Annotated in this window: 14 protein-coding genes; 9 read left to right on the top strand and 5 right to left on the bottom strand. The window is 69.4% G+C overall.

Features of this window, described 5'->3' with window-relative positions:
- Positions 1 to 8 precede the first annotated feature (8 nt).
- A complete protein-coding gene (locus tag ACFC8N_RS34155; RefSeq protein ID WP_376292557.1) occupies positions 9 to 653 on the top strand; it encodes a helix-turn-helix domain-containing protein in 645 nt (214 codons plus the stop codon).
- A 137-nt stretch (positions 654 to 790) separates the two neighbouring features.
- On the opposite strand, the gene ACFC8N_RS34150 is transcribed toward ACFC8N_RS34155, so the two are convergent.
- On the bottom strand, positions 791 to 952 hold the full coding sequence (locus tag ACFC8N_RS34150; protein WP_376292554.1) for a hypothetical protein: 162 nt from the start codon (positions 950 to 952) through the stop codon (positions 791 to 793).
- A gap of 327 nt (positions 953 to 1,279) precedes the next feature.
- Entirely contained in the window at positions 1,280 to 1,486 is a 207-nt protein-coding gene (locus tag ACFC8N_RS34145; protein WP_376292551.1) for a hypothetical protein, read from the bottom strand.
- Positions 1,487 to 2,334: 848 nt separating this feature from the next.
- Here ACFC8N_RS34145 and ACFC8N_RS34140 point away from each other — a divergent pair.
- The 5 genes from ACFC8N_RS34140 (at position 2,335) to ACFC8N_RS34120 (ending at position 8,482) form a co-directional block, all read left to right on the top strand.
- Complete coding sequence (locus ACFC8N_RS34140) at positions 2,335 to 2,565, top strand: hypothetical protein (protein WP_376292549.1); 231 nt, start codon at positions 2,335 to 2,337, stop codon at positions 2,563 to 2,565.
- Between the two features lie 267 nt (positions 2,566 to 2,832).
- Entirely contained in the window at positions 2,833 to 3,591 is a 759-nt protein-coding gene (locus tag ACFC8N_RS34135; protein ID WP_376292546.1) for an ATP nucleotide 3'-pyrophosphokinase, read from the top strand.
- A 328-nt stretch (positions 3,592 to 3,919) separates the two neighbouring features.
- A complete protein-coding gene (locus ACFC8N_RS34130) occupies positions 3,920 to 4,747 on the top strand; it encodes a class I SAM-dependent methyltransferase (RefSeq protein ID WP_376292543.1) in 828 nt (275 codons plus the stop codon).
- 151 nt (positions 4,748 to 4,898) lie between these two features.
- Positions 4,899 to 6,578, top strand: a complete 1,680-nt coding sequence (locus tag ACFC8N_RS34125) for an Ig-like domain repeat protein (protein ID WP_376292541.1) — start codon at positions 4,899 to 4,901, stop codon at positions 6,576 to 6,578.
- 278 nt (positions 6,579 to 6,856) lie between these two features.
- Positions 6,857 to 8,482 carry a phospholipase D-like domain-containing protein gene (locus tag ACFC8N_RS34120; protein WP_376292539.1) on the top strand — a complete coding sequence of 542 codons (1,626 nt, stop codon included), beginning with the start codon at positions 6,857 to 6,859 and terminating at the stop codon, positions 8,480 to 8,482.
- Between the two features lie 756 nt (positions 8,483 to 9,238).
- On the opposite strand, the gene ACFC8N_RS34115 is transcribed toward ACFC8N_RS34120, so the two are convergent.
- The 3 genes from ACFC8N_RS34115 to ACFC8N_RS34105 all read right to left on the bottom strand — a co-directional run bounded on the left by ACFC8N_RS34115 (position 9,239) and on the right by ACFC8N_RS34105 (position 14,511).
- The gene (locus ACFC8N_RS34115; protein WP_376292536.1) at positions 9,239 to 9,622 is read right to left on the bottom strand and encodes a transposase domain-containing protein; all 384 of its coding nucleotides are present in this window, start codon (positions 9,620 to 9,622) and stop codon (positions 9,239 to 9,241) included.
- 235 nt (positions 9,623 to 9,857) lie between these two features.
- Complete coding sequence (locus ACFC8N_RS34110; protein WP_376292534.1) at positions 9,858 to 12,065, bottom strand: putative Ig domain-containing protein; 2,208 nt, start codon at positions 12,063 to 12,065, stop codon at positions 9,858 to 9,860.
- A gap of 841 nt (positions 12,066 to 12,906) precedes the next feature.
- Complete coding sequence (locus ACFC8N_RS34105) at positions 12,907 to 14,511, bottom strand: FAD-binding oxidoreductase (RefSeq protein ID WP_376292532.1); 1,605 nt, start codon at positions 14,509 to 14,511, stop codon at positions 12,907 to 12,909.
- Between the two features lie 68 nt (positions 14,512 to 14,579).
- On the opposite strand from ACFC8N_RS34105, the gene ACFC8N_RS34100 reads away from it, so the two are divergent.
- The 3 genes from ACFC8N_RS34100 (at position 14,580) to ACFC8N_RS34090 (ending at position 17,363) form a co-directional block, all read left to right on the top strand.
- Complete coding sequence (locus ACFC8N_RS34100) at positions 14,580 to 15,218, top strand: TetR/AcrR family transcriptional regulator (protein ID WP_376292529.1); 639 nt, start codon at positions 14,580 to 14,582, stop codon at positions 15,216 to 15,218.
- 229 nt (positions 15,219 to 15,447) lie between these two features.
- On the top strand, positions 15,448 to 16,554 hold the full coding sequence (locus ACFC8N_RS34095) for a serine hydrolase domain-containing protein (RefSeq protein ID WP_376292527.1): 1,107 nt from the start codon (positions 15,448 to 15,450) through the stop codon (positions 16,552 to 16,554).
- 248 nt (positions 16,555 to 16,802) lie between these two features.
- Complete coding sequence (locus tag ACFC8N_RS34090; protein ID WP_376292525.1) at positions 16,803 to 17,363, top strand: cysteine hydrolase family protein; 561 nt, start codon at positions 16,803 to 16,805, stop codon at positions 17,361 to 17,363.
- Positions 17,364 to 17,376 lie beyond the last annotated feature (13 nt).

The raw sequence follows: 17,376 nt of genomic DNA, 5'->3' as shown, positions 1-17,376 counted from the left end.
TGCCTGTCATGCCCGTTGCCCTGGCCTGCCCGATCGTCCTGACCACCGCCGAGCGCGAGCGACTGAAGAAGATGGCCTACGGCCACAAGACCGAGCACCAGCTACGGTGCCGTGCGCAGATCGTCCTGCACACGGCACGGGGGCGCTCCAACGCACGCATCGCACACGAGACCGGCCTGCACCCGGACACGGTTCGTGCCTGGCGCGACCGGTTCGCCCACGGCGGCCTGTCGGCCCTGGCCGACCGTAGACGCTCGGGGTGCCCGGCCCGCTTCACCCCCGTACAGATCGCCGAGACCAAGGCTCTGGCCTGCCAGTCGCCAGCCGAGACGGGTGCGCCTCTTTCGCGCCGGTCCTGCCCGGAGCTGGCCGCACACGGGATCACCGACACCGTCTCCCCGTCCTCGGTGCGCCGCTGGCTGCGCGAGGACGTGCTCAAGCCCTGGCAGTACCGGTCCTGGATCTTCATCCGCACCCGGACTTCCGCGCCAAAGCCCGGCGTGTCTTTGACCTGTACGCCCGTACGTTCGAGGGTGCGCCGCTCGGTCCGGACGAGTACGTCGTCTCCAGCGACGAGAAGACCTCCGTCCAAGCCCGCTGCCGCTGCCATCCGACCCTGTCCCGGGCCAAGCCCGAGCGATGCGGGTCAATGACGAATACGGCCGCGGCGGAGCGCCAGCCTACCTGGCCGCCTACGACGTCCACCGCGCGAAGGTCTTCGGCTGCTGCGAGCGAAGACCGGAGTCGTGCCCTTCATGGACCTGGTCACCCAGCTCATGGCCCAGGAGCCCTACGCGAGCGCCAGACGTGTCTTCCGGATCGTCGACAACGGTTCCTCCCACCGAGGGAAGAAGGCCATCGACAGTCTCACCAGGGCCTTTCCGAACGCGGTGATGGTCCACACCCCTGTCCACGCCTCCTGGACGAACCAGATGGAGATCTTCTTCTCCATTCATTCAGCGAAAGGTCATCCAACCCGACGACTTCACGGACCTGTCCCAGGTCCGGAACCGGCTTCGCGCCTTCGAAGACCGCTACAACGCCACGGCACAGCCGTTCCAGTGGAAGTTCACCACCACCGACCTGGACGATGTGCTGGGCCGACTCGACCGGCGCACACACCCACCGGCCGACAAAAAGAATCCTCTGTTGCCCCGGCCTCCTGATCAACCCCCGAAGGGCTTCCGGAGCCGACCACTAAGCGTGCCGCCCGCTTGCGCGGGGTGCGCGCAAATGGGCGGCCACATCTCTCAAGGCGGTCCTGGCCGGCCGCTCCGTGCTATTCGAGCGAGAACTGCTGGAAGCCGGCGTAGGGGCCGTTCGGGTCCTGGCAGCCGAAGCCGCGCAGACCGTGGTTGCTGTCCTCGATGCACTTGCCGGTCGCCACCTTCTGCAGGGCCACGGTGTCCCCACCGCCGGGCGGGATCACCGTGGCCGCGGCCGTACCCACACCGGTGATGACTGCACGGCAACTTCCCTGCAGCATCCGGTTCCTGATGTGCCGGGGCTGCCTCGATCACGCTCGCACCGTAGGCCTGGTGGCCGGGAAGAACGTGGGGCGCAACCGGTCCGGCGGCACACGTTCAGCCTGGCGTGCGTGGTGTTCGTAGGCCAGGCTTCCTGTCCGGACGGGGAGCTGCCCGCGCCCTATCGCCGACATGTGATGGCGGGCGGCCGAGGCCTGTTGCTGCTGCCCACCTTCCACTGGACCGTGGCGCCGTTGGTCGCCGACAACGAGGAGCACCCGATATTGGTGGTCTACCCAGCCGGTCCGGGCATGCCGATCCTGCCCGCTGCATCAGACGAAGACGCGCCCGCCCCGGTCCTTGGCAGTACCCGAGCACCCACACAGCGCGTGTCCTCACCCATCCGCTCAGCACCAGCGAGCTGGCCGGCCAGCTGGGTATCAGCCCCGGTGCGCCCTCCACGCACGCGGCCGCTCTCCGCGAAGCACGACTGATCGGTACCGCCCGCAACGGCCGCGCGGTCCGACACGAACTCACGGCGCTTGGCACGCTCCTTGCGATAAGAACAACCGCAAGCGGATGACCACCCTCACCATGGTCTGCGACGCCCACCCGGCCCGCCGCCGGGTCCACGACGTGATCGCCCCGCCCGGCGGCCGCAGTTGGCCGCCACACCCCTCGACCGGGCCCGGTGGCCCGCAACAAGTGGCTGACGGCTCGCTCGCCCACGACCTCGCCGAGGCCATCGCGGCCGCGTTCGACCAGGCACAGGCCCGCGACCCGCAGCACCTGCGGCCCTGGATCGTGCTGGTGGACGGCGTCCGCCCACCAGCTGCAGCTGATCCAGGACGAGGCGCGGCGGCGGAACGTGAAGGTCGGTATCGTCCTCGACACCGTCCACGCGATCGACAAGCTGTGGGCCGCTGCCCGCTGCTTCCACACCGCCACGGACCCGCCGCAGGCCTTGGCGAAGGGCTGGCCGATCGCCAGCGGGGTGATTGAAGGAGCCTGCCGACACCTCATCAGCAACAACCACTGCGAGGAGTACTGGGCCCTCCCGCACCGCCCGGGAGATCGAACGCATCCGCGCGGCCACTGACCAGCGCGACTACGAGCTCACGGCCTGACCGGCGATCTCACTACGGAAGAGCCACACCCGAGCCACACCCGAGAGATATCGCCGTCCGGGCCCGTGCCCTCGGGACCGCTATGTCAGTCGCCTGGCTGTGACGAAGACGGCGCCGACGCACACACGGACAAGACCGGTCGCGGAGCCGCACCACCGCACCTGCGCCAGTAACCCGCCCCCTGTCCCGGCGGTTGTGCCTGACACAACGCATCCCACCGGCGTGAAGGCGGACACTCTATGACGGTCACCACCACCTCCTCTCTCAGCAAGGGCCTGCTGGCGGCCACGCTCACCGCGGCCCTCACCCTCACTACCTGCCCTGCGGTCGCGGCCGACGACGACGGCTGGAAAGGAGCCGGCGGGCTCACACTGAACAGCACCGACAACGCAAAGGTCGACGCCTACCTCAACGACGCCCGCCAGGCCGAGCAGTCCATCAGCACGGACGTGCGCACCGCGGCCCTGGTCTCCGGCGCAGTACTGGTCGGCTTCGACCACCGGCTGAAGTCCGCGGACTCGCTCAAGCGGAAGGTCGCCACCTCCCTCAAGGACGACCCCGGGCAGAACGTGGACACCGTCCTGGCCCGGCTCACCGATGCCGTCCGCTACACCCTCCAGTTGCCCGACACCACCTACACCACCGGCGTCACCCGCGCCTCCACCCTCCTCACGGCCTGGGGCAACCACAGCACCAAGTGGTCCAACACCTGGGGCCGTACCAGCGGCTACAAGGGCCTCAACACCGGCTGGCGCGCCCCGCGCTCGGGCCAGCTCTTCGAGATCCAGTTCCACACCCCCGAGAGCAAGCACGCCCAGGAAGTCACCCACCTGCTCTACGAAGAACAGCGCCTGCCCTCCACTCCCCCGGCGCGCAAGAAGGAACTCCAGGCCCAGCAGGACGCCGTCTTCAACGCCGTCCCCGTACCAGAGGGAGCCGACCGCCTCACCCCACCCGCCAACCCGACCACCCCCATGCCGGTGCCTGCCCTCCCCTGACCCGCCCGACCAGAGCCGATACCCTTCCCGCGGGCGCCCGGACCAGCCACCGGCGCCCGCCGCACCCAGCGCCACCGGGGAACTTTCCCAACGTCTGTGGTGGCCTGCCCGCCCTCACCTTTGACGGCCAGCTCAGTCGTCATCAACTACAGCAACGTCGCGTACAGCTCCCTCACAGGACACCGCGCCGGCGCCCGCATCGTCATGGCCACAGGCCTGGACGGCGTCGGTGTCGGGCGAACCGGCTCCACCACACGCCTCCGGCACGCCAGCGGCTGCCGGGAAACCAGTGGCGTCTCCATGGACCGGCCCCATAGTTTGTGCGTTCGTGACCGACGATCCGAAGGCGCCCCCGAATCGACACGGCCTCGGCCGAGTGTTCAACGAGGTGCCGGAGCTCTACGACCGGGTCCGCCCGGGATACCCCGAGGAACTGTTCGCGGACCTTGGCGCCATCACCGGCTTGGACGAGAGGTCGTCGGTGCTGGAAGTGGGCTGTGGTACCGGTCAGGCGACGCGCTCACTGGCAGCGCTCGGCTGCTCGGTGACCGCCGTCGAACCCGGGGCAGCCATGGCCGCACTCACCCGCCAGCGGATCGCCACCTTCCGCAACGTCGAAGTCGAGACGTCGACGTTTGAGGAGTGGGACGACCGCGGCCGACGCTTCGACGCCCTCGTGGCTGCGTCGTCGTGGCACTGGGTCGACCTGTCGATCGGCTGGCGGCGAGCGTACGACGTGCTCCATCCCGGAGGCTGGATGGCGCTGCTCGGCAACGTCGTTGTCCGCAAGCCGGGAGAGCCGGAGGTCTACGCCGAGACCGCCGATCTCCACGAGCGGTTCTGCCCCGGGAACCCCGGCTGGGGTCATCCACCGCTGGAGGACGACGTGCGCACCACCAACGAGGGTTGGGGCCTGGTCGACGACCCCGGAGGACTGTTCGGTCCGACGATCGTGCGCTGGTACCCGACCGTTCAGTGGTTCAACGGGGACGGCTTCGCCGATCTCCTTCGCTCGACGTCGCTGTACCGGAGGCTCGAACGGGACGTCCGTGAGCCCCTGCTCGACGCCATCGCCGAGCGCATCCGCACACGGATGGACGACCGAGCATCACGCCGCTATCTGAGCGTCCTCCGCGTCGGACGGCGCGCCGAGTGAGGCCAGGCAGCATCTCCGACCAGGCAGAAATGGCCCATGAGCGCGGGGAACGGGTCGCACCCGTGCGCCAGACATGACATATCCTCGTCAACGACCGATACCGGCCATTGCAGAACCGGCCGGGCACATTGTGAACGGGGAACGCAAGACCATGCGTGTTCGTCATACCAATTCTCGAGCCGCCACCACAGGCACGGCGGGGCTCGCCATCCTGCTCGGTTCCGTATGCCTCGCCGGGGCCAGCACTGAGACCGCCGCCGCGGACAGCCGTACGACTCTGCCGATCTCGGCGGACTGGCCGCGGGGCGAGATGGTGGTGGACGGGGTCCACCATTCCGTCTTCATCAGCGACCCGAAGACCAACTCCGTCGTGGTCGCCGACTACACGGGCAAGACCGTGGGCCGAATCACCGGCGAGACCAGCGGCACCGGAATGGCGCTGAGCGAGGACTCGTCGACGCTCTACATAGCCCTGCCCGATGCCGACGCAATCTCCGCCGTCGACACGGTCACGCTCAAGGAGACCGCCCGCTACACCACCGGCCCGCACACCGCTCCGCTGGACCTGGCCTCCGCCGGCGGCAAGCTCTGGTTCAGCTACGGCGCGTACGCCCAGGGCGGTGGCAACATCGGCTCTCTCGACCTCTCCGGCGTCAAGCCGGTCGTCACGCTGAACCAGTCGGGCGGGGTGCCCTGGGAGTCGGCACCGCAGCTGACCACCGCTCAGGGAGTCCTCGTCGCGGGGAACAAGGACCGCTCCCCGGAGGAACTCGCCGTCTACGACGTCTCCTCCGGCACGGCGCAGAGGCGCGCCTACCGCAAGCAGATCATGCCCGACAGCCTCGGCGGCCAGGAAGACCTCGCCGTCTCGCCGGACGGAAAGGAGATCGTCACCGCGGACGGCACCGACGACTTCGTGACGAACCTCCGCTCCGACCTCTCGGGCGGCAAGGACACCAGAACCCTCGACATCCAGGGCGAACCGAACGCCGTCCAGTACGCGCCGAACGGCGCCCTGGCCGTGGGCGTCCGTTACGGCAAGGGCGTTGACACATACGTCTACCGGCCGGGAGACAACCGCGCGATCCGCTCCATCAGCACCGGCGACTACAACTCCGTGCAGCCGCACGGCCTGGCCTGGGCTCCCGACGGCAGCAAGCTGTTCGTCCTCACCAGCGACGGCGCGGGCGGGAAGAACCTCGTTCTGCGATCGTTCGACGACGCCACCAAGACGGTGACCAGGCTGAGCGTCAGTGCGCCCGCGAAGGCCCCGCTGGACAGGAAGCTGACCCTGACCGGCAAGTTCGACCTCGTCCTGCCCTCGCTTCCCGACTCCCTGCCGATCGAGGTGACGCGGACCGACCTCGCCTCACCCATGGGCAAGTCGCTCGGCACCCGCACGGTGTGGCTGTCGCGCGACCGCGAGTTCGAGATCGAGGACACCCCGGAAGCGGGCGGCACGGTCACCTACTCCCTCCACTACCCCGGCGACGACACGCATGCCCCCGCGACCGTCACGGCCACGGTCGCGGTCCCGCGCAACAAGACGACGCTGACCCTGGACGGGAACGGCAAGACCGTCACGTCGGGGAAGAACGCCACACTGACCGCCAAGCTCGGCAAGACGTGGAAGGAGCGCAAGGTCTCGGTATACGCGCAACCGGCGGGCGGTGCGAAGGAGTTGGTGAAGGCGGCCACGGTGGATCGTGACGGCAAGCTCGTCATCACCTGCAAGGTCACCAGGAACACGACCTTCACCGCGGTCTTCGGCGGTGACGCGCGCACCGAACCCGCTCAGGTCACAAGCACGGTCAAGGTCAGCACACACTGAGCCGTCCGGCCCGGGTCAGGGCACACGCTGACCCGGGCCGGTCAGCGGGGATCCGGTCGAGCAGGGCCTGACGGCCCGCGCTCAAGCGCGCCAACGCGTTCCGCGGTCGCGGCGGCGGGCCTGCAGGCGGGCGGCGGGGAACCGCAGGGTGGGGTTGGACACGTCGATGTCCGGCCAACGGTGCCGCCGAGCGGTCTGGCGGTCTTCACGTCGTTGGTAGTCTCCAGAAGTTGATCTTGAAGTTGCGCCCCTTGGCGCCTGCCAGAATGCGAAAAGAATTGGCTCACCGCCGTCAGCTTCGCCGTCGCTTCCGTCTCACGGGCCGCGTCGTTGCCTGTTCTCTGGTCCTCGCGGGGCTGCCCGCCGCTCCGGCCCTCGCGGACTCCCCCGGTCCATCGACCACCCCGCACCTCGACGCGGTGGAGCAGGCGCTGCGCGAGGTCTCGCCCGGCCTCGAAGGCAGTGTCTGGGAGCGCACCGCGGGCAACCGGTTCGACTCCTCGACGGCCGACCCCTCGGACTGGCTGCTCCAGACCCCCGGCTGCTGGGGCGACGACAAGTGCGCCAATCGTCCCGGCACCAAGCGGCTGCTCGCCAAGATGACCGAGAACATCTCCAAGGCCACGCACACCGTCGACATATCCTCCCTCGCACCGTTCCCTGACGGGGCCTTTCAGGACGCGATCGTCGACGGCCTCAAGGCATCGGCCGCCGCGGGCAACAAGCTGAAGGTCCGCATCCTCGTCGGCGCCGCGCCGATCTACCACCTCAATGTGATGCCGGCCAAATACCGTGACGAACTGACCGCCAAGCTGGGCAAGGCGGCCGAGGACATCACGCTGAACGTGGCATCGATGACCACCTCGAAGACCGCGTTCTCCTGGAACCACTCCAAGCTGCTCGTCGTCGACAACCAGTCCGTCGTCACCGGCGGCATCAACGGCTGGAAGAACGACTACCTCGACACCGCCCACCCGGTGACGGACGTCGACCTCGCGCTGACCGGGCCCGCCGCGAAGTCCGCGGGCAAGTACCTGGACACGCTGTGGTCCTGGACATGCGCGAACAAGTCGAACATCGCCAGCGTCTGGTTCGCCTCGTCGAACGGTGCGGGCTGCATACCGTCGCTGGCCGGGGACACCGGCACCCCGAGCCCCAGCGGGGACGTCCCCGTGATCGCCGTCGGCGGTCTCGGCGTCGGTATCAAGAACAGCGACCCGGCGTCGAGGTTCAGCCCGACCCTGCCCACCGCCGCGGACACCAAGTGTGTCGTCGGGCTGCACGACAACACCAACGCCGACCGCGACTACGACACCGTCAACCCCGAGGAGAGCGCCCTGCGCGCCCTCGTCGCGAGCGCCCGCGACCACATCGAGATCTCCCAGCAGGACCTCAACGCCACCTGCCCGCCGCTGCCGCGCTACGACATCAGGCTCTACGACGCCCTCGCCGCGAAGATGGCCGCGGGCGTGAAGGTGCGCATCGTGGTCAGCGACCCCGCCAACCGGGGCGCGGTCGGCAGCGGCGGCTATTCACAGATCAGGTCCCTCTCGGAGATCAGCGACACCCTGCGCGACCGCCTCGCCCTGCTCACCGGCGACAAGAACACCGCCCGCACGACGATGTGCTCCACCCTCCAACTGGCCACCTTCCGCAGCTCGGACAGCGCCAAGTGGGCCGACGGCCACCCTTACGCCCAACACCACAAGCTGGTGTCGGTCGACGACTCGGCCTTCTACATCGGCTCGAAAAACCTCTACCCGTCCTGGCTCCAGGACTTCGGCTACGTGGTGGAGAGCCCCGACGCCGCGACCCAGCTCAAGGCGAACCTGCTCGCGCCGCAGTGGCAGTACTCGCAGGCGACGGCCACGTTCGACTACGCACGTGGCGTCTGCCAGGGATGAATCCCGCTACAGGCACGAGCAGCAGCTGAGCAGATGCCCCCGGCCCCTGCGCCACACTGGTCTCCGGGGCCCGGGGGCGCACCGACACACGCCTCCCCGCACAGGCGAGTCCAGCGAGCGCCGAGTAAGGACCCAAGGCCGCCCACGCCGAGATCTCCAAGCAGCGCATCCGCCAACTCGCCACCACAGCCGCACTGTTGACGAGCAGCTCAGGGCCCCCCGCTCCAACCTCCGCTTCCACGACCATCGCCTCGCCCGCTGTAGTCCCACTTGACGGCGTTGAACCGGGGGTGTCAGGCAAGGAGCGTGCGCGCCGGGCCCCTTCAACTAACGGCGCAGCATCAATGGCCCCGAAGTGTCCCAACCGCCTCGGAGATCATTTCGTCAGGAGTTCTTACTCACCCCAGTCGTCACCTAGCAGACCTAGCCTATGGGCGGCGAGAACCGTACCGGCGCGGTCATGAGCTGGTGACGCGGGGCCGGGTGCCCGTGAAGGTATCCATACGGATCTTCGATGGGGGTGGGGAACCGTGATTTTCTCGCCGGGCAGTGCTGTGTGCTGAGCCTCAGCCGCCGGAGCCGCCCCGACCGCCCGCCAGCTCGCAGCAGGTATCTGACGGACAGTCAGCGGCGTGACGGCGCCCCTGATTCGTCAGGGTCAGCGCGCGCTGCAGAGCGGGAAAGACCTCTCATCGCTGAGCCCGCAGGCGGTTGACCGGACGGGTGCGGTCACAGACCAGGTCGGTGCGGCGAGCGTCAACGTCCGTAGATGTCTTCCCCTGGCAGCATGCCCGGCCCCAGCACGTGCAGCAGGCGCGACGCACTGCCGGTCTCGACCAGCATCATCGACTCCGGTGTGAGGCAGCCGTGATGAGATGTCCGCACCAGCCAGGCCTGGGTGCGTCCGCTGTCGGGAACCCTCTGCGAGCCGTCGAACGACACAGTGCCGTACGGGCAGGAGCGGGCGGCCCGCCTCCAGGCCGGACCAGCCGTCAACTCGTCACGGACCGGCCGGTAGCCGACCTCAGGGAACAGGCACATGGCGAACAGGAAGTACCCCACCCTGGGCGGAAGATGGCGCAGCCGCCGTTGTACCGTCCTCGCCGCCGTCAGGACCGCGTCGGCGGGTTCGCACGGCACGACGCCGGCCGACTTCCTCGGCAGTCAACGCTGACGGACACGAGCCCTGTTCGCGGCAGCAAGACGGCTCGCGCCTGTGCTGACATGCCAAAACGGATGTCAGCACAGGACGAAGGCCGGTAGGAGGACGTGTCGGCGTACAGCACACCGTGAGCGATACAGACCACGGCCGCGCTGACGCTCATTGCCGCTGCCGCGCAGCCAGCCCTCCGCGGACGGGGGGTAGTTGGCCGGGTCAGCTGAGTGTCAGGGCGCTGTCGTCGAGGACGAATGAGGTCTGGGCGGAACTGTCTTCGGTGCCGGTGAAGGTGAGGGTGACGGTTTGCCCGGCGAGGGAGGAGAGGTCGAAGGTCTTCTGGCTGTAGCCGGTGGCGGCGTTGAGGTTGGAGTAGGTCGCCACAGTGGTGCCGCCCGCCTTGACGGTGAGTGTGTCGTACGCGGTCGAGGTCGTCGTCTCGGCGGTGTCGATGTGCAGGTAGAAGCTGAGGGTGGCCTTGCAGCCGGCGGGGATGGTCACGGACTGCGAGAGAGTGTCGGTGTGGGAGCTGCCGTAGCCGTCCAGCCAGGCGTCCCACGTACCACTGTGCGGGGCCTCTCCCTGTGAGCCGTACTGGCCGATGACACCGGAGCTGGCGGACCACACGGTGGTGCCGGACTCGAAGCCCGGGTTGCCGAGCTTCTGGCCGGTGGTGGTGCAGGTTCCGCCGCCGGCCGGGTTGACGGTCCAGGTGAAGGTGGTGGAGGCGGTGGCGTTCGTGTCGTCGGTCGCGGTGGCGGTCACGTGGTACGTACCGGCGGTGGTGGGTGTGCCGGAGATCAGGCCGCTGGTGGAGGCGATGGTCAGGCCGGGCGGCAGGCCGGTCGCGCTGTAGGTGAGCTTGGCGGACGAGGAGGAGTCGGTCGCCGCGATCTGCAGGCTCGCCGCGGTGCCGACGGTACCGGTCCGGTCACCGGGGTTGGTGACGGTGACGGTGTTGCCGCCAGGCTGGCCGCTGCCGATCGGCAGGCCGCCGGTCGGTGCGTACATCGCCACGTCGAAGGTGCTGCCGCTGGGGGCATGGGCGACGGGGATGACGGTGACGGCGTTGCCCCCGGACAGGACGGACGTGGATATGTAGTCGCCGAACATCCTGCCCTGCGTGGTGTTCGGCAGCCAGGCCAGCGTCATGGGGCCGGCGAGCTGGGTCGGTGTCGTCCAGGTGGCGCCACCGTCGGCGGAGGAGACGTAGCCGGCGTCGAGCTGGCAGGTGGTGTCCGTGCAGGAGGCGTCCGGGTAGTAGTAGTACGTCAGCGCGATGCGGGCGCTGGTGCCGGAACTGCTGGGGTCCACACCGATACCGGGCACGAAATGGTCGGCGGAGCTGTTGGCCGCGTCGATCGGCACGCGGGCCGGCGAGCTCCACGAGGTGCCGTTCGTCGAGGTCGACATGATGATGTCGTTGCTGGTGCAGCTGGTGCGGAAGCGGCAGTCGGACCAGACCGCGTAGACCCGGCCGGAGGCGTCGATCTCGGCGGACGGCAGCGGTCCCTCGCGCAGCGTGTCCAGCCGCGACATGTCGGCGGCGGCGTCCTCCAGGCCGGCCACCGGGTGGTGCGACACGGTGGCGATCTGCACGCTGGAGCCCCAACTGCTGCCGCCGTTGGTGGAGATGAAGGCGCGTTCACTGTCCTCGGTGGCGGAGGAGAACGGTACGACGACGGTTCCGTTGGGCTGCACGACCGGCTGCCCGCCGAGTCCGCTCGGGCTGTCGGCGGGGCTCTGCTGCGCGCCCCAGGTCGCACCGCCGTCGGTCGAGGTCTTCATGTGCTCGGCGTCGCCGGCGTTGGCGTCGTCGTACTCGGTGTAGCAGTGGCCGTAGTACGGGCTGGCGGAGTGGTTGTCGCAGACCGTCCAGTTCTTGTCGTCGAAGGTGCCGGTGGAGACGGTGACCGGGGCGCTCCAGTTGTGGCCGCCGTCCGTGGAACGGCTCAGCTCCACATCGACGTTGTTTCCGGAGCCGATGCCCAGCCACGAGACCATCCACACTCCGTCCTTGGCGTCGTAGGCCACGGAGGCGTCGCTGGCGGCGGAGTACGGGCCGCCGGTGTTCGTGGTGGAGCTGGGCAGGAAGCCGTGCGTCCACGTCTGTCCGCTGTCGGTGGAGGTCGCCCATCCGATGTTGGACGCCCCGCCGCCCGAGACGCGCCCGACCTGGAAGGCGGCGACGACGGTGCTGCCGAAGCTGTAGGTGTCCGGCTCCACCTCGGTGGCGTGCTGGGCCTGCGAGTCGGTGTACGGATCGCTGCTTACCTGGGCAAGGGCGGGGGCAGCGGTGTGGGGCGCCGCGGCAGCGGCGGCTGCGAACGAGGGAGTGGCGAAGGCCGGGGTGGCGAACGTCATGGTCGCGGCCATGACGCCGATCAGCAGGGGTCTTCTTCCTCTTGCCGGTCTGGATCTGGACATACTGCTCCTCATAACTGTGTGAACGGGTGTGCCAGATGCTGGTGATGCAGGACGGTGTGATTCCCGGTGCGACCGCTGCCGCACGACAGAGCCGAATCCGGTGAGAGCGCGACGTGGCGCGGGTGGTGCCAGGACCTTCCGCGCGGCCTTCGTGGCACCGGCCGGCGGCTGCGCGTCACTCCCGGTCCGCGACGCGCAGCCGCGACAGCGGCCCCGATCCGCGTGGAGGACGCGCCGCAAGCGGCGCTCTCATGTCCGGTGGCTGATCCCCTTCACCGCGCTCCCGGCCGGCACCATCGGCTTCGCTCGATCCGTCTCGCCGCTCCAGGTCGCTACGCTGATCGCGGCCGCACTCCCGGTGACAGCGGCGCAGCGGCGTCTTTGGTCAAGTGTGAAGCGTGGCACTGAACATCCCTTCAAGCAGCCGGGGACGCCCGGTGGTGGGGGTGAAGGACGTTCGCGCAAGGTGCACGCGTGTTTGCAAGCCGGAGTCTGGACCCGTACATGACACCACGCAAGAGGGTGGCGCAAGAAAGTCCCTCCTCTCACGGCGACCAGGACCGCGGCACCGGCCAGAGTGGCCGTGAGCGGTTGGCTGACCACGGGCCGCCGGTAGGCCACGTATCCGCGCACCGACGAGGAGCGGACCGGCCAGGACCGGCAGCAGCACGACCAACAGGGCGGTGAGTTACCCGGCCGGGTCACCGGCGAATCGGTGCTGCGGCCGTCCGGTCGGCCAAGTGGAGATGCCGTGGTTCACCCGTGTTTCGCCGCCGGAGGACCTGCGTGGGAAGGTCGTTGCAGCAGTTGCTGCCCCCCTCGCCCGATCACCGCCGCTCTTTCAGTCGAGCAGGACGCCGGGGTTGAGGATGCGGTGGGGGTCCAGGGCGTCCTTGGCGGCACGCAGCGCCAGCGCGAAGGGCTCCGGGCGCTGGAGGTCGTAGCCGGGGCGGTGGTCGCGGCCGACGGCGTGGTGGTGGGTGATGGTGGCGTGGTGGCGGTGCAGGACGTCGGCCGCGATGGCCTTGATGTCGTCCCAGATCTCGACCTCGCCACCGGGCCGGCCGGCGACGGCCACGGTGAAGTAGGGGGCGGCGCCGTCCGGGTAGACGTGGGTGAGGCGGCAGTTGATGGTGGCGGGGTGTCCGGTGGCCTTCGAGGCGGCGGCGCCGACCTCGGTGCGGACGGCGTCGATCAGGACGGGGATCGTGTCCCAGGTGGCGGCGGTCTCGAAGGTCTCGACGACGGCGCCCATGCGGGCCAGTCCGTCGCGCAGGTAGGGCATGCGCAGGAACGCCGAACGCCACGCGCCCACGGCCGCGTCGGCCGGGGCGTCGCCGTCCGCCGCAGCCGTCTCGCCCCGGCCACCGTGGGTGCGGGCCAGGTCCACGGCGGCCGCGAGGCGGTCGTCGACGGGAGAGGTCGCGGACTCGAAGCCCAGGACCAGGACGGCGGAGCCGTCGTGGGAGGCACCGGACAGCAGCGCCTCGCCGGGGTCGAGCAGGCGGCAGTTGGCCGGGGCGAGGTCGGACTGGGCGATGGCCCGCACGGCGTCCAGCGCGCGGTGGAAGTCGGTGAAGGCCACGGACGCGGAGGCTTTGTGGCGCGGGCGTTCCCGCAGGCGCATCCACGCCTCGGTGATGACGCCGAGCGTGCCTTCGGATCCGATGAAGAACCGGTCGGGCGACGGTCCGGCGCCGGATGCGGGCAGGCGCCAGGACGTGCCGGCTCCCGCGGGCGTGACCACGCGCAGGGACTGGACGAAGTCGTCGATGTGGGTGTGGCCGGTGGCGTAGTGGCCGCCGGCCCGGGTGGCGATCCAGCCGCCGAGGGTGGAGAACTCGAAGCTCTGCGGGAAGTGGCGCAGGGTCAGGCCGTGGGGCCGCAGTTGGTCTTCCAGTACGGGGCCGAGGGTTCCGGCCTGGATGCGGGCTGAGCGGCTGGTGGTGTCGATCTCCAGGACGCGGTCCATCGAGGTCAGGTCGAGTGACAGTACGGCGCGGTGGGTGTCGCCTCGGTACTCGACGCCGCCGACGACCGAGGAGCCGCCTCCGAAGGGGATGACGGCCACGCCGTGCTCGCCGGCCCAGTCGAGCAGGTCGGCCACGTCCTGGTCGCCGGTCGGGTGAGCGACGAGGTCGGGGATCCGGCCGGGCCGGCCGCGCAGGGCCCGGATGACGTCGCGGTAGGCCTTGCCCATGGCGTGGGCGGCGCGCGCCTGCGGGTCGGCGGTGACCAGGTGCGCCAGGGAGGGCGGGGGCGTCGCGGCGGGACGGCCGATGGGCAGGTCCGCGATGCGGGGGATCGGCAGCGGGCGGGCCAGGGTGCCCGGCAGCATGGCCCCCAGCGCGGCGCATTCGGCGTCGTCGGGGTGGGCGTCGGCGTAGCCCCAGCCCCACCAGGAGCGGGCGCGGGAGGTACGGGGGTCGGTCGCGGTGGCAGACATGCGTGCGCTCCAGCGGGGTCCAAGGAATTTACCCGTCGGTAAATTACCCTAAGGTAAGATCTGGTTGCATGACAACGCTCTCCTCCAGGGCCGGCACCAAGGGCGTACCGAGGGCCGCGCGCGAACGACAGGTCCTGGCCGCGGCCACCGAGGAGTTCGGCCACCACGGCTACGACGCCACCACGGTGGCCGCCATCGCCACCCGCGTCGGCGTCACCAAACCGCTCCTGCACCAGTACTTCGGCAGCAAGCAGGACCTCTACCTCGCCTGCCTCAACCCGGTCGGCGACCAACTGCTGGGCGCCATCCGCGCCGCGATGGCCGAACACGACACCGGCGCACCACCCACGCCCCTGCGCGTACTGAACGCCCTGTTCACCGCACTCGACGGACAGCGCGAGGCGTGGTTCGTCCTCTACGACCCCTCGCTGCCACCCGACAGCGACGCCGCCCGTCGCGCGGCCTACTTCCGCGACGCCATCGACGACCTCGCCGCGACCGGCACCGCCGACCTCCTGCACACCGCCGGAGCCAGCGACCCGCTCGACGCCGACGCCCTCAAACACGCATGGCGCGGCCTGTGCACCGCCCTGGTCCGCTGGTGGATCAACCACCCCGAACAGTCACCCGAGACCATGACCCGACGCTGCGCACGGCTCCTGGGAGCCGCCCACACCATCCTCGCCAACGGCGACGACAGCACGTGAGCCGGACCTCGACGCCGGACGCATCGAGCAGCTGGACCAGCACGGGCTGAGCACGTCCGGCGCGATCGAGATGTCGGCGGACTTCCAATGTGGCGGCAGTACCAAGCCGCGTCTCTCAGGGAGAGGTCGGGGTTGCGATCAGGGTGATCACTGATGGGCAACGTCCCTGACTGGCAGCAGAGTTGACGTTGTCAGCAACTCCCATAGGCGCCGTTCCGGAGAAACCTCGATGCGCACCCGCCTCGCCGTCACCACCCTCGCCCTGGCCACCGCGCTCACCGCCGGTGCGGCCCTGCCCTCGGCGGCAGCCTCGCCCGCTTCCAGCGCCCCGGCGTCCGCGAACCCCACCGTCCAGGACATCCTCGACCACCTGCCCGACGGTGTCGTTGCGGGCGCGCTGGTCAGACGGGACGGCGCGGGTGCCACTGCCGGCCCGGTGACTGCTGACGCGTACGTCCGGATCGGCAGTGTCACCAAAGCGTTCACCAACACGGTGGTTCTCCAACTCGTCGCCGAGCACCGGATCGGCCTGGACACACCGGCGCGGCGATATGTCCCCGAGGTGCTGCCCGAGGCGTACGAACGCGTCACCGTGCGCCATCTCCTCGACCACACGAGCGGCCTGCCCAAACCCGCACCGACTCCCGGACCGGCCGACGGACCCGGATGGCAGCTGAAGTCCGTGACACCCGAGGACTTCCTGCGCGACTCGTTCGCCGCAGCCACCGGCACGCCGCCCACACCTGGCTCCGAGCAGCAGTACAACGGGCTCAATTCCTTCGTCCTCGGCCTGATCGTCGAGAAGGTCACCGGCCACTCCTTCACCGCCGAACTGGAGCACAGGATCATCCGGCCGCTGCACCTGCGCCACACCAGCCTGCCCGCCGCCGACGACCCGACGATCCCCTCGCCCCACGCGGAGGTGTACGTCGACGGGCAGGACGTGACCGAGCAGAGCCCCTACCCGTGGGCCGAGGGAGGCATGATCTCCACCGCCGCCGACCTGGACCGCTTCACCACCGCGCTGTTCCGGGGCCGCCTGCTCCCGCCCGCCCAGCAGAAGCTGGTCTTCGAGGTGCCGCACGCGAACAACGCCACCGACAACACGAACTGTTCCGGCCCGGCAGCCTGCTACAGCATCGGCGGACTCATGCGCTACCAGCTCCCGAACGGCGAGTACGCGTGGGGCAAAACCGGTTCCCGCCCCGGCTGGGACAACGGATTCTTCGCCACCCGCGACCTCCGACACCGCCTGGTGTACTCCCTCAACCCGACGGGGACCGGCAACGACCTCCCGTACATCAAGGCACTCGTCAACGCCGCACTCGCCGACTGACGGCCGCACCGTCCATCAGGTCCGATGCATACGAGCGGCGATCGACGGTCTGCCGGACCGGCGAGGCTCTCCCCTCATACCATGCAGGGAGCCGTCGTTTACTACGCGTCGCACGAACTGTCGGCTGAGCGCCTCTGCCCGCCTCGTCTCGCCCGACGGGTACCACCGCCAATTGCCGGCCGCGCAGGATCCGAACAGAAGAACCCAACCCGTTTCAACGTCGAACTGACTTCGTTCCTGGAGACAACATGAGCACCGCCCTTCTCGTGATGGACGTCCAACGAGCCATCGTGGACATCGCCGACGACGACTCCGGATACCTGCCACGCCTGCGCAGGGCGATCGACGGGGCCCGGGAGTCGAACATCCCCGTGATCTACGTAGTCATCGCGTTACGTCCGGGCTTCCCGGAAGTCGGCACGCGCAACAGGGCTCTCTCTGCCATCGCACGGGCCCGCCTCTACATCGAGGGCGCCCCAGGCACCGAGATCCACCCCGAGGTGGCGCCCCTGCCGGGCGACGTGGTGGTCACCAAGAGGCGGGCAAGTGCGTTCTCGGGCAGCGATCTCGACGTGGTGCTGAGGGCACGCGGTATCGACAATCTCGTGCTCACCGGCATCGCCACCAGCGCTGTGGTGCTGCATACCCTGTGCCAGGCGAACGACCTGGACTTCGGCCTCACCGTCCTCTCCGACGCCTGCCTGGACACCGACCCGGAGATGCACCGGATCCTCATCGAGCGACTGTTCCCGCGGTGGGCGGATGTCGTCACCGTCGACGACTGGCTCAAGACGATCGCGCCTCAATAGCGGGAGACCAGGT

The sequence above is a fragment of the Streptomyces sp. NPDC055966 genome, assembly GCF_042269865.1.
Taxonomy (GTDB): domain Bacteria; phylum Actinomycetota; class Actinomycetes; order Streptomycetales; family Streptomycetaceae; genus Streptomyces.
This window is presented reverse-complemented; position numbering and strand designations above follow the sequence as displayed.